The sequence below is a fragment of the Kitasatospora sp. NBC_00458 genome, from assembly GCF_036013975.1.
Classification (GTDB): domain Bacteria; phylum Actinomycetota; class Actinomycetes; order Streptomycetales; family Streptomycetaceae; genus Kitasatospora.
In genome coordinates, this window is sequence record NZ_CP107904.1 from 4,668,659 (window position 1) to 4,681,585 (window position 12,927).

Genomic DNA, 12,927 nt, shown 5'->3' on the forward strand with positions numbered 1-12,927 from the left:
AAGACGGGCGCCCGGACCGGGCGTGCCGTGCCGGATCGTCCCGGTTCGGCCGGTCAGCCATCTCCCAGCCGGCGTCCAGGACGACCCAAGAGCGCCCCGGGAAGCTGTCCGCCATGAAGGTGTTCCCGCGACGGCGAGGGGCCGTCCTCGTCAACTCCGCGCTCGGCGTGGCGCTGCTCGGCGTCGCAGCCCTGGCGTACACCACGCTGGACGACGGCGGCGACCGGCAGACCGCCAAGGCCCCGGCCCGGACGGCGACCGTGGCCAAGGGCACGGTCCTGGCCACGGTGTCCGGAACCGGCACCCTGGCGTCGCCGACCGACGCGGCCCAGGACTTCACCACGGGCGGACGGCTCACCGCCGTCAAGGTCGCGGTGGGCGACACGGTGGCCAAGGGCCAGGTGCTGGCGACCGTCGACACCACCGCGGCCCGGCAGCAGGTGGACGCCGCGCAGTCCGCGCTGAACACGGCGCAGGTCAACCTCACCAAGGCCCGGGCGGGCGTCACCACGACGACCGTCCAGCAGCTGCCGGCGAAGTCCGCGGCCGCGGGGGCCGGCTCCGCCGCCGGTTCGGCGGGCGGCGGGACGGCGGGCCGCGGGGCGGGCGGGAGCAGCGCGTCCGCCCCGCAGGCCGACCCGTCCGCGCAGACCGGTCCGTCCGCGCAGGCCGCCGTGCCGGCGCCGCAGGCCGTCGCCCCGGAGCCGCAGACCACCACGATCACCACCACCAAGGTCGACGACGCCGCGGTCGCCCAGGCCGAACAGCAGGTCGCCACCGCGCAGACCAACCTCGCCAACGCCCAGGCGGCACTCACCGGCACGACGCTCACCGCCTCCGTGGACGGCACGGTCGCCTCCGTGTCGGCCAAGGTCGGCGACACCGTCGGGACGACCGGCGGCGGCTCCACCACCGCCAAGTCGACCTCCTCGGGCACCGGCGCCCCCAGCGGCTTCATCGTGCTGACCAACCCGACCGGGATGCAGGTCACCGCCAACTTCTCCGAGCTGGACTCGTTGAAGCTGAAGAAGGGCGAGGCGGCCACCGTCACGCTGAACGCGCAGTCCGACACCAAGCTCGACGCCACCGTGCTGGCGGTCAGCCCGCTGCCGGTGAGCGGCAGCGGCGGCGGCTCGGCCGCCGTCCAGTACGCGGCGACGCTCCAGATCACCGGGGACACCACCAAGCTGCGCACCGGGCTCAGCGCGACCGTCTCGGTGGTCACCGGCGAGGCGGGCGACGCGCTCTCGCTGCCCACCGCGGCCCTGTCCGGCACCGGTGCGAGCCGGACCGCCACCCTGGTGCACCCGGACGGCAGCACCGAGCGGGTCGGCGTCGGGGTCGGCGTGGTGGGGGACACCACCGTGCAGGTGCTCTCCGGGCTCAGCGAGGGCGACCAGGTCGAGCTGGCCTCCACCAGCGGGTCGAACGGGTTCCCCAACGGCTCCTTCCCCGGCGCGAACGGCGGCCAGGGCGGTCGCGGTGCGGGCGCGGGCGCCGGGAGCGCGGGCGTGGCCGGGGTCGGCGGTGTGGCGGGCGGTGCCGGCGGCGCGGCCGGCGGCGCGGGTGCCGGCCGGGGCGGTGGCCGCTGATGCCCCGCGCCATCGTCCCGGTCCACCCGGGAGCGGTCCGCCCGGGAGCGGTCCGCCCGGGAGCGGCCCCGCAGGGAGCGGCCCCGCCGGTCATCCGGATCCGCCGGCTCACCAAGTCCTACGGCCACGGCGACGCGACCGTGCACGCGCTGCGGGGCCCGGACGACCCGGTCACCGGCGAGCCGCTGGGCGTCGACCTGGACGTCGAGCAGGGCGACTTCGTCGCGGTGATGGGCAGCTCCGGCTCCGGCAAGTCCACGCTGATGAACATCCTCGGCTGCCTCGACGTGCCGACCTCCGGCCGCTACCTGCTGGACGGCACCGACGTCGGGCACCTGGACGAGCAGCAGCTCGCGCTGGTCCGCAACCGCAGGATCGGCTTCATCTTCCAGTCCTTCAACCTGGTCCCCCGCACCACCGCGCTGGCCCAGGTCGAGCTCCCGCTCGCCTACGCGGGCGTCCGCGCCGCCGAACGCCGCCGCCGGGCGCTCGCGGCGCTCTCCCTGGTCGGCCTGGCCGAGCGCTCCGGGCACCGGCCCAACGAACTCTCCGGCGGCCAGCAGCAGCGCGTGGCGGTCGCCCGCGCCCTGGTCACCGCGCCCGCGATGCTGCTCGCCGACGAGCCCACCGGGAACCTGGACAGCCGCTCGACCGACGAGGTGCTCGCGATCATCGACGGACTCAACGCCACCGGCCGCACGGTCGTGCTGATCACCCACGAGGACGAGGTCGCCCGGCACGCCAAGCGGGTGGTCCGGCTGGTGGACGGCGCGGTCGTCGCCGACGTCCGCCAGGCCCCGGTGGGCGGACCGCCGCCAGCCCTGCGCGGGGCGGGGGTGCCCGCGTGATCCTCTGGCAGATGCTCCGCTTCGCCGTCGGCGGCCTCGCCGCCAACAAGGTGCGCTCCGCCCTCACCATGCTCGGCGTGCTGATCGGCGTCGCCGCGGTGATCCTGCTGCTCGCCGTCGGCAACGGCTCCTCGGTCGCGGTGAAGGAGTCGATCACCTCGCTCGGCACCAACGCGCTGACCGTCACCTCCGGGTCGTCCTTCGGGGGCGCGCGGTCCGCCGCCGGGGCGAGGAAGCTCACGGTCGCCGACGCGAAGGCCCTGGCGACGGACGCCGACGCCGCGCACGCGGTCAAGTCCGTGGCGCCCGTGGTGACCGCCTCCGGCACCGCCCTGTACGGGGACGTCTCGTACAGCCCGGGCTCGATCGTCGGCACCTACCCCGCGTACTTCGAGACCGCCAACCAGAAGGTCGCGCACGGCGAGTACTTCACCCAGGACGACGTGCTCGACTCCCGCAAGGTCGCGGTGCTCGGCTCGACCACCGCCAAGCAGCTCTTCGCCGCCGAGGACCCGGTCGGGAGGACCGTCACCGTCGGCGGTACCCCGTTCACCGTGGTCGGCGTGCTCCAGGCCAAGGGCGGCACCGGCTTCACCGACCCGGACGACGTGCTGATCGCCCCGCTGCCGACCGTGCAGAACGCGTTCACCGGCTTCGGCGCGGTCAACCAGATCCTGGTGCAGGCGAGTTCGGCGGAGTCCACCGCGCAGGCGCAGGAGGAGATCACCCGTGTCCTGCTCGGGACCCACGCGATCGCCGACCCGAGCAAGGCGGACTTCCGGATCAGCAGCCAGGCCTCGCTGCTCACCGCCCGGGAGTCCACCACCAGGACCTTCACCGTGCTGCTCGGCGCGGTCGCGGCGATCTCGCTGCTGGTCGGCGGCATCGGGATCACCAACATCATGCTCGTCACCGTCACCGAGCGGACCAGGGAGATCGGCATCCGCAAGGCGCTCGGCGCCCCGCGGGCGGTGATCCTCGGGCAGTTCCTGACCGAGGCGACGCTGCTGTCGGTGATCGGGGCCGGGCTCGGCGTACTGGCCGGGCTCGCCGGATCGCACTTCAGGATCGTCGGCATCGAGCCGGTGGTGATCCCCGAGTCGGTGCTCGGGGCGTTCGGCACCGCCGTCGCCGTCGGCCTGTTCTTCGGCGGCTACCCCGCCAACCGGGCCGCCTCGCTGCGCCCCATCGACGCCCTCCGCCACGAGTGACCAAGGACCGCAGACCATGAGCGACGAGATCGAGCCGCGCACCCCCGCCGAGCAGGTCGCCCTGCTCTCCACCCCGCCGGACGCCCGTGACGTCAGCGGCGAGCTGGCCGCGCCGCCGCGCCGCCGGCTGCCCTGGGCGTCGCTGGTCCTGGCCGGTGCGGTGATCGCCACGGCGGCGTTCGCCGGCGGCGCCTGGTACCAGCGGGACCACGGCTCCGGCTCCGGCCGGACGGCCGCCGCGGGCGGGCAGCAGCCCAGGGCGGCGGCCAGTGGCTTCGGGGCGAACGGCAACCGCCGGAACGGCCAGGGCGGCCAGGGGACGGGGACCGGCCAGGGCGGTCAGGGACAGGGCGGCCAGGGCGGTCAGGGCGGCGGATTCACCCGGGGCACCGTCAAGGCCGTCGACGGCACCACCGTCTACCTGACCGACGCCAACGGCAACACCGTGAAGGTGACCACCGGCGACACCACCAGGGTCCAGCTCAACAAGGAGGGCAAGGTCACCGACCTCCAGCCCGGCCAGAGCGTCACCGTGGTCGGCACCCCCGCCGCCGACGGCGGCTACGCCGCGACCCAGCTGGTCGAGGGCGCCACCGGCTTCGGGGCCGGCGGCTCAGCCGGCGCCGGCACCCGGAACCCGTCCGGGGGCTGACCCCGCGGGGCGCGACCGGGAACCCGCCCCAGGCGGGAGCTCCCGGGCCAGCCCCGGCCCCCGGACGTCCCGCGCGGCCCGGTCCGACCTCCTCCGGGGGCCGGGCCGCGCGGCCCCGACCGACCGGTCCCGGCCCGCCGCCTCGGCTCGCGGCAGCCGTGCGCACACCACCCAAGCCGACCCTGTGGGCCCGTCCGTGTAAAACCGCCCGATAAGGTGTTAATCCAACATTCATCGATGGCTCATAGCCTCCCCGGGCTAGCCTCAAGCTGAACGCCATCGTCCGACCGGGAGGCGGAACCCCCGTGCAAGGCACTGTTTCCACAGCAGGAACCCCGGCGGTGAACAACGGCGGCCCGGGGGAGGCCTTCCTCCTCGTCGTCGACGACGAGCCGAACATCCGCGAGCTGCTCTCCGCCTCGCTCCGCTTCTCCGGCTTCCGGGTCGCCTCCGCGGCCAGCGGGGCCGAGGCCCTCGAACTGATCGCCGCCGAGCGGCCCGACCTGGTCGTCCTCGACGTGATGCTCCCCGACCTCGACGGCTTCACCGTCGTCGAACGGCTCCGCGAGCAGACCAGCCGGGGCCTCATAGCCGGCCCCGTCCACGGACACCCCGGCGACCACCTGCCGGTGCTCTTCCTGACCGCCAAGGACGGTGTGGGCGACAAGGTCCAGGGCCTGGCCGTCGGCGCGGACGACTACGTCACCAAGCCGTTCAGCCTGGAGGAGCTGATCGCCCGGATCCGCGCCATCCTGCGCCGCTCCGGCGGACCGGCCGAGGACGGCCGGCTGATCGTCGCCGACCTCACCCTCGACCCGGTCGCCCACGAGGTCACCCGCGGCGGCACCGCCGTCGCGCTCTCCCCGACCGAGTTCAAGCTGCTGCACTACCTGATGGCCAACGTCGGCCGGGTGGTCTCCAAGGCGCAGATCCTCGACCACGTCTGGGCCTACGACTTCGGCGGCGACCTCTCCATCGTCGAGTCGTACATCTCCTACCTGCGCCGCAAGCTCGACTCCGGCCCGGCCCACGGCCCCAAGCTGATCCACACGGTGCGCGGCATCGGGTACGCGCTGCGCCGCCCGCCGCAGGCCTGACCGGCCACCGCCCCGCATGCGCCGCCGGCCGCTCCCGCTGACCACGCTGCTCCGCCGACCGTCCCGGACGCTCGGCCGGCTGTCGCTGCGCGCCCGCCTGCTGGTGCTCGCGCTCGTCCTGGTCACCACCGGCCTGGTGATCAGCGACGCCGTGGTCCTCGGCACCGTCCGGGTCCAGCTGGTCCAGCGGCTCGACGAACAGCTGCAGCGGTTCGGCGAGCCGCTCGCCCGCCGCGCCCCGACCCGGCAGAACTGGCAGGAGAGCAAGCAGCAGCAGCCCGCCGTCGCCGCCGTCGGCGGGCTCGGGGCCGGGGCCGGGGCCGGTGCCGGCGGCGGCATCGGCGGCGGGGGCGGGGGCGGTACCGGAACCGGCGGCGGCAAGCGCGCCGGAGCACCGTTCCTGGCCGCGCTGCCCAGCCAGTACCTGGTCCAGTACCTCGCGGCGGACGGCAAGGTGCAGCTCGTCGTCCGCCAGCCCGTCTCCGAGAACGACCCGGCTCCGCAGCTGGCCGGCTTCGACCCCGCGGCCACCGACCCCGAAGCCCCCTTCGACCTGCCCGACCAGCGCGGTCAGCGCAGCTGGCGGGCGCTGGTCCTGCCGCTCCAGCGGCCGCCCGCCCAGTCGGGCAGCGTGTTCGCCGCACCGGCCCCCGCCTACCTGATGGTGGCCGTCTCCCGCGAGGACATCGACGGCACCCTCGCCCGGATGCACCGGGCCTTCGTCGGCATCGGCGGCGCCGTGCTCGTCCTGATCGCCGCCCTCGGCTTCTTCGCCGTCCGGGCCGGGCTGCGGCCGCTCGGCCGGATCGAGGAGGGCGCCGAACGGATCGCCGCGGGCGACCTCTCCCACCGGATGCCCGAGTTCGACCCGCGCACCGAGGTGGGCCGGCTGTCCGTCGCGCTCAACGGCATGCTCACCCAGATCGAGGCCGCGTTCGCCGCCCGGGCCGAGTCCGAGGCCCGGATGCGGCGGTTCGTCGCCGACGCCTCGCACGAGCTGCGCACACCGCTGGCCGGCATCCGCGGCTTCGCCGAGCTGTACCGGATGGGTGCGCTCCCCGCCGAGGCCGACGTCAAGCGCACCATGGGCCGGATCGAGAACGAGGCCGTCCGGATGGGCACCCTGGTCGAGGACCTGCTGGTGCTCGCCCGGCTCGACGAGGAGCGCCCGCTCGACCTCGCCCCGATGGACCTGCGCACCCTCGCCGCCGACGCCCTGCACGACCTCACCGCGCTCGACCCGTCCCGTCCGGTCGCGCTCACCGGCCCCGCCGGCACCGGTGCGCCCGGGCCGGCGCCCGTCCTCGGCGACGAGGCCCGGCTCCGCCAGGTGGTCACCAACCTGGTCGGCAACGCGGTCAAGCACACCCCGCCCGGCACCCCGGTGCGGATCGGGGTCGGCACCGACGGCGGGCTCTGCCTGCTGGAGGTCGCCGACTCCGGTCCCGGCCTCACCGCGGACCAGGCGGCCCTGGTGTTCCACCGCTTCTACCGCGTCGACGCCTCCCGCAGCCGCCCCGACAAGCGCGGCGGCGCCGGCCTCGGCCTCGCCATCGCGACCGCCCTCACCCACGCCCACGGCGGCACCCTCACCCTCCACACCGCCCCGGGCGCCGGCGCCACCTTCCGCCTCGAACTCCCCCACCAGCGCTGAAACCCCCCCCGATCAGGTGAACCCGGTTGGTTCACACCGCCCCTCCGCCGATCGCGTGCGACCGTACGGCTGCGGCTTGTGTGGGATCACGCGGGCTGATCACACTGGACGGGAATGAGGGGTGTCTCAATGTTCGCGCTCGTAGCCGAGGAGACCATCGTGAACCTGGACCAGGCGCTGTGGCAGGTGTGGAAGGCCATGGATGTTCCCGAGGGCTTCCACGCGGAGATCATTGAGGGAGCCATTGAGATGTCACCTGCAGGCGGGGCCCGGCACATGACGATCAATCGGCGGATCCTGCTCGCACTACATGATCATTTGCGGGGTACCGGATGGGCTCCGGGGAACGACGGCAACGTCATCAGCGGACTCAAGGTCACGATCCCCGACGTCTACGTCGCGCCTGACGACCTGGAGGAGATCGTTCACCCCGAGGGCCTGGGGATTCTGGCTTCGGGCGTCGCTCTCATGGTCGAGACCGTTTCACCGGGCCACAAGAACCGCCAGCGCGACCGGGTCCTCAAGCTCCGCGCCTACGCCACCGCGGGCATTCCGGTCTACGTGATCATCGACGACTTCGACGACGGCGGCGCCGTCACCGTCCTCACCGGCCCCGACCCCGAGCGCGGCGCGTACGCCGCCTCGGTGCGGACGCCCTACGGCGAGGACGCGCTGATCCCCGAGGGCCCGGCGAAGGGGTTCGCGATCGGCCCGGAGGTCACCGGGGGGCGTCGGGCGTGAGGGGTTCGTCCAGCAGGCCCTGGGCGAGCAGGCCGGCCTGGAAGCGGGAGGAGGCGCCGAGGGCCGTCATCAGGTCGGCGACCCGGCGCCGGTAGGTGCGCAGCGAGACGCCGAGCAGCCGGGCGCCGGTCTCGTCGGTGTGGCCGGCGGCGAGGGTGCGCAGGATGAGGCGGGCCTGCCCGGACAGCGGCGGCGGGGCGGTGCCGCAGCCGGCGAGGTCGGTGGCCGCCTCCCAGGCGGCGCGGAAGAGCGAGCGCACGCCGTCGACGACCTCCGGGGTGTTCACCACCGTGTACGTGCGGACGCCGCGGACCGGGGGCCCGGCCAGGATCGCGGTGCGCCGGTCGATGACGATCGCCTCGCGGGTGAGCGGGCCGTCGGAGATCCGGACCTCGATGCCGGAGTCGGCGATCCGCAGCAGCCGCCGGTGTGACTCGGGGTCGGCGAGGGCGCGCCGGGTGTAGAGCTTGCGCATCGTGAGACCGGGGACGACGTGCGGCCGCTTGCCCTCGCGGAAGGCCGCGTTGACGCCCGCCGACCAGGTCATCAGGTCGGCGGCCGCGACCAGGAACTCCTCGCGCGAGGCGACGAAGAGGTGTCCGGCCAGCCGGACGAGCTCACTCTCGCCGTGCAGGGTGATGATCCGATCGGTACTCATGGCAGCAACCTGCCAGATCGGCGGGCGGCTCCGCGAGCCCGTTCGAGGCTTGGTGCCATGACGACCACACCCACACCCGATGTCTCCGCCGCCGGTACCTTCCTCCTCGGCGGCGACCTGCCGGTCTCCCGGATGGGCTTCGGCGCGATGAAGCTGCCCTCCCACGACTGGCACGGTCCCGCCTGCGACCCCGAGCAGAGCCGCGAGGTGCTGCGGCGGGCCGCCGAGCTGGGCGTCGACCACATCGACACCGCCTGGTTCTACTTCTACCGGGACGTCTCCGCCAACGGCCTGATCCGGCAGGCCCTGCACCCCTACCGGGACGACCTGGTGATCGCCACCAAGATCGGCCCGGGCCGTGACCCGGAGGGCGAATGGCTCGCCCCGGCCGACCGGGACGGCCTGCGCGCGGCCGTCCACCGCAACCTGCGCGAGCTCGGCGTGGACCGGCTCGACCTCGTCTACCTGCGCCGGATGCCCAGCCAGTCCTCGATCGCCGAACCCTTCGCCGCCCTGGCCGAGCTGCGCGCGGAGGGCCTGATCCGGCACCTCGGCGTCAGCAACGTCGACGCCGGCCAGCTGGCCGAGGCGGAGGCGCTGGCGCCGGTGGTCGCGGTGCAGAACAAGTTCAGCGTGCTGGAGCACACCCGGGACGGCGACCGGCTGCTGGCCGACTGCGAGGCCAGGGGGATCGCCTTCGTCCCCTTCTACCCGCTCGGCGGCACCGGGGTGCCCGACCACCCGGCGCTGCGCCGGGTCGCGGAGCGCCACGGCGCCACCCGGGCCCAGGTGATGGTGGCCTGGCTGCTCGCGCTCTCGCCGGCGATCCTCGCCATCCCGGGCACCTCCTCGCCGGCCCACCTGGTGGAGAACATCGCCGCCGCGGGGCTGCGTCTGGACGCCGTCGACCTGGCGGAGCTGGGGGCGCTCGCCGAGGAGCACGCCGCGAGGACGTGACCGGGCGGGTGCCGGGTGGGTGCCGGGGGCGGGTGCCGGGCGGGTGCCGGGGGCGGGTGCCGGGGGTGCGCCGGGGCGGGCCGGGCGGGTCACCATCCGGTATGACGGTCCCACTATCGCTGGGCGAGTTTTCCCGGCGGTCCGTCGGGAATGCCGCCCCCGGCACGGGAAGGCCCAGCAGCCCCTTGGAGAGTCCGGATGGCGTCGTCACCCCCCAGCCCAGCGGCCGGACCGGCGGTCTCGTTCCGGCGCGACCTCGGCGAGTGGCGGATCGTGCTCGTCGCCTGGCGGCTGCTGGTGCTGCAGGCCTCCCACCCGGCCGTCGGGGCCGGGATGGCCGAGCACTCCACCTACCGGGGCCACCCGTGGCGCCGGATCGAGCACACCCTCGGCAGCGGACGGCGGCTGTTCCAGGCGGACGAGGAGCAGCTGTGGCGCGAGGTCCAGCGCCTCGACCGGGCGCACCGGCGGATCCGCGGCACCGCAGGGGACGGCCGCGCGTACGACGCCCACGACCCGGCCACCCGGGCCTGGGTGCTGCTCACCCTCTTCGAATCGGTCGCCGCCATGCGGGAGTTGGGCGGCGACCCGTACAGCCCTGACGAACTGGAGGAGCTGTACCGGGAGTTCACCGGGATCGCGGGCGTGTTCGGGCTGTCCGACGGGGTGTTGCCGCCGACCGCCGCCGACCTGCCGGCCTACCTGGTCCGCACGGCCTCCGAGGAGCTGGAGTTCACCGAGGCGGCCCGGTACCTGCTGTACGACATGCTGCACGAGGCGCCCTGCCCGCGGCGGTTGCGGTTCCTCGGCCCGGTCGGCTGGCGACTGGCGCGGGCGGTGATCGGCCGGCTGGTGACCGCGCTGACCGTCGCCGACCTCCCGCCGGTCTACCGGGCGCGGTTCGGCCTGGTCCGCACCCGTCGTGCGGCCGTCCTCTCCCGGCTGCTGCACCACGGCGGGCGCGTCGTGATGACCGGGCTGCCGGACCGCTTCCGCTACCGGTCCGCCGCGGGCCGGCCGCCCGCGAAGCCCGGGCGGCCGTCCGGCCGGGACACCCGGCCGCCCCGGCTGGACCGGTTCTTCCGGGAGGTCCTCGACCAGACCGGGGACGGCCACCTGACCGCCCGCGACCTCCAGGCGATGGCGCACAACGTCTGCTGGCGGCTGGAGCTCTCGGAGGAGGGCGAGTCGCGGGTGTACGCCGCGTTCGAGGGCTGGTGGGAGCAGCTGCGCGCGACCATGGACGCCGACGGGGACGGCCGGATCAGCCGGACCGAGTTCGTCGCGGCGACCCTGGCCGGCTGCGACCGGGACCCGGCCTACCTGGAGGGCGGGCTGCTCCCCGCGCTGCGGGCCGTGCTGGCCGCGGCCGACACCGACCAGGACGGCCGGCTGGACTTCGCGGAGTACCGCGTGATGTTCGGCGGCCGTCGTGTCCATCCGGCGGAACTCTCGCACGGGTTCCGGCAGTTGGACACCGACGGCGACGGCGTCATCACGGCGGAGGAGTTCCTCCGGGCGTTCGTCGACTTCTTCACCGCCCGCGCCCCCTCGGCCCCCGGCACCCAGCTCCTCGGCCGGGCGTAGCGGGGGAGCCGGGCGCAGCCCGCGGGCCCGGACCGCGGCCCCGGTCGGCGCGGGGGCGGCGTGCTCCGGATGGTCCGGTTCGGGAGGGCCGGCGGCTGTCAATGCGCCGGATCGTCCAAGAGCGCCTCCCCACCCGCCCGGCCGCTCGTTGTGGCCGGGCGGGCGGCTTCGCAGACTGTGCGCACGGCATCACCGCCGCTCAGTAGCCGGTATCACGCACCCCGCCCGCAAATCACCCGTAAGGATGATGGATACTGACCCTTGTGAACGTGTTCACGTTCACAAGCGGACAAGCTTGCGCGGTTCGGCAACGGTCTACGGCTATAGATGAAGTTTGTCCTAAATGTGACCTCATGGGTCGGTTGGAGAGAGGGCGACGTGGAACTGGCAATCGCTCACGAGACCATCGCGCGATGGCAATTCGGCATCACCACCGTCTACCACTTCCTCTTCGTCCCGCTCACCATCAGCCTCGCCGCCATCGTGGCCGGGCTGGAGACCGCCTGGGTGCGGACGGACAAGGAGAAGTACTTCCACGCCACCAAGTTCTGGGGCAAGCTCTTCCTGATCAACATCGCCATGGGCGTGGTCACCGGCATCGTCCAGGAGTTCCAGTTCGGCATGAACTGGTCCGACTACTCCCGCTTCGTCGGCGACGTCTTCGGCGCCCCGCTCGCGATGGAGGCGCTGATCGCCTTCTTCTTCGAGTCGACCTTCATCGGGCTCTGGATCTTCGGCTGGGACAAGCTGCCGAGGAAGCTGCACTGCGCCTGCATGTGGATGGTGTCGCTCGGCACCGTGCTCTCCGCCTACTTCATCCTGGCGGCCAACTCCTGGATGCAGCACCCGGTGGGCTACACCGTCGACCCGGTCACCGGGAAGGCCCAGCTCACCGACATCGTCCGGGTGCTCTTCCAGGACACCACCGTCACCGTGGTGCTGCACACCCTGACCGCCGCCTTCCTCACCGGCGCGGCGTTCATGGTCGGCATCGCCTCGTTCCACCTCTGGAAGGCCAAGCGCAAGCCGGAGACGGCCGACGTCAAGAAGGTCGCCGTGATGCGGACCTCGCTGCGGCTCGGCCTCGTCCTCGCGGTGGTCTTCGGCCTGGGCACCGCCCTCAGCGGCGACTCGCTCGCCAAGGTGATGTTCCGCCAGCAGCCGATGAAGATGGCCGCCGCCGAGGCGCTCTGGGACACCCAGGCCCCCGCGCCGTTCTCGATCTTCGCGGTCGGCGACGTCGGCAAGGGCCACAACTCGGTGGAGCTGGAGATCCCCGGGATACTGTCCTTCCTCGCCAACAGCGACTTCAGCTCGTCCGTCCCCGGCATCAACGACACCGCGAACGCCGAGGCCGCCAAGTACGGCGGCGACCCGAAGGACTACATCCCCAGCATCTTCGTGACCTACTGGGGCTTCCGCCTCATGATCGGCTTCGGGATGACCTCCTTCGTGGCGGGGGCGATCGGCCTCTGGACCACCCGGAGGAAGTGGCTGGTGGCACCGGAGTTCCGGACCGGGGACACCGAGGTGCCGAGACTGATGCTCACCCCCGGGCGCGAACTCGGTCCGTTCCTCACCAAGTGGAGCTGGCGGATCGGCATCCTCACCATGGGCTTCCCGCTGATCGCCAACAGCTTCGGCTGGATCTTCACCGAGATGGGCCGTCAGCCCTGGGCGGTGTTCGGGCTGATGACCACCGCGAGCGCGGTCTCGCCGAACGTGAGCGTCGGCACCCAGATCGGTGCGCTGGCCACCTTCACCACCCTGTACGCGATCCTCGCCGTCGTCGAGGTGCGGCTGCTGGTCAAGTACGCCAAGGCCGGTCCGGTGACCTCCGAGCAACCGCCCACCGAGGACCCGACGCTGCGCGGCCCGTCCTCGGACGACGACGCCGACAAGCCGCTCGCCTTCGCCTACTGAGGACCGG

Annotated in this window: 11 protein-coding genes; 10 read left to right on the forward strand and 1 reads right to left on the reverse strand. The window is 73.6% G+C overall.

Features of this window, described 5'->3' with window-relative positions; all coding sequences use genetic code 11:
- Positions 1 to 113: 113 nt before the first annotated feature.
- The 7 genes from OG550_RS19225 to OG550_RS19255 all read left to right on the forward strand — a co-directional run bounded on the left by OG550_RS19225 (position 114) and on the right by OG550_RS19255 (position 7,795).
- The gene (locus OG550_RS19225) at positions 114 to 1,592 is read left to right on the forward strand and encodes an efflux RND transporter periplasmic adaptor subunit (RefSeq protein WP_327679178.1); all 1,479 of its coding nucleotides are present in this window, start codon (positions 114 to 116) and stop codon (positions 1,590 to 1,592) included.
- Positions 1,592 to 2,440, forward strand: a complete 849-nt coding sequence (locus OG550_RS19230) for an ABC transporter ATP-binding protein (RefSeq protein ID WP_327679180.1) — start codon at positions 1,592 to 1,594, stop codon at positions 2,438 to 2,440. The genes OG550_RS19225 and OG550_RS19230 overlap by 1 nt, the downstream gene beginning before the upstream one ends.
- Positions 2,437 to 3,651, forward strand: coding sequence for an ABC transporter permease (locus OG550_RS19235; protein ID WP_327679182.1), 1,215 nt, complete (start codon positions 2,437 to 2,439; stop codon positions 3,649 to 3,651). The genes OG550_RS19230 and OG550_RS19235 overlap by 4 nt, the downstream gene beginning before the upstream one ends.
- Before the next feature lie 16 nt (positions 3,652 to 3,667).
- Positions 3,668 to 4,303: a hypothetical protein gene (locus OG550_RS19240; protein ID WP_327679184.1), complete on the forward strand. Its 636-nt coding sequence runs from the start codon at positions 3,668 to 3,670 to the stop codon at positions 4,301 to 4,303.
- Positions 4,304 to 4,644: 341 nt separating this feature from the next.
- Positions 4,645 to 5,400, forward strand: a complete 756-nt coding sequence (locus OG550_RS19245; protein ID WP_327679186.1) for a response regulator transcription factor — start codon at positions 4,645 to 4,647, stop codon at positions 5,398 to 5,400.
- Positions 5,401 to 5,416: 16 nt separating this feature from the next.
- Positions 5,417 to 7,054: a sensor histidine kinase gene (locus OG550_RS19250; protein ID WP_327679188.1), complete on the forward strand. Its 1,638-nt coding sequence runs from the start codon at positions 5,417 to 5,419 to the stop codon at positions 7,052 to 7,054.
- A gap of 159 nt (positions 7,055 to 7,213) precedes the next feature.
- Positions 7,214 to 7,795, forward strand: a complete 582-nt coding sequence (locus tag OG550_RS19255) for a Uma2 family endonuclease (protein ID WP_327679190.1) — start codon at positions 7,214 to 7,216, stop codon at positions 7,793 to 7,795.
- Here the strand turns inward: OG550_RS19255 and OG550_RS19260 are convergent.
- A complete protein-coding gene (locus OG550_RS19260) occupies positions 7,773 to 8,453 on the reverse strand; it encodes a DNA-binding response regulator (RefSeq protein WP_327679192.1) in 681 nt (226 codons plus the stop codon). The genes OG550_RS19255 and OG550_RS19260 overlap by 23 nt on opposite strands.
- A 57-nt stretch (positions 8,454 to 8,510) precedes the next feature.
- Between OG550_RS19260 and OG550_RS19265 the strand changes: the two genes are divergently transcribed.
- From OG550_RS19265 to OG550_RS19275, 3 genes are all read left to right on the forward strand, one after another.
- Entirely contained in the window at positions 8,511 to 9,410 is a 900-nt protein-coding gene (locus OG550_RS19265) for an oxidoreductase (RefSeq protein WP_327679194.1), read from the forward strand.
- A gap of 198 nt (positions 9,411 to 9,608) precedes the next feature.
- Positions 9,609 to 10,997 carry an oxygenase MpaB family protein gene (locus tag OG550_RS19270; protein ID WP_327679196.1) on the forward strand — a complete coding sequence of 463 codons (1,389 nt, stop codon included), beginning with the start codon at positions 9,609 to 9,611 and terminating at the stop codon, positions 10,995 to 10,997.
- Positions 10,998 to 11,375: 378 nt separating this feature from the next.
- Complete coding sequence (locus tag OG550_RS19275) at positions 11,376 to 12,920, forward strand: cytochrome ubiquinol oxidase subunit I (RefSeq protein ID WP_327679198.1); 1,545 nt, start codon at positions 11,376 to 11,378, stop codon at positions 12,918 to 12,920.
- Positions 12,921 to 12,927 lie beyond the last annotated feature (7 nt).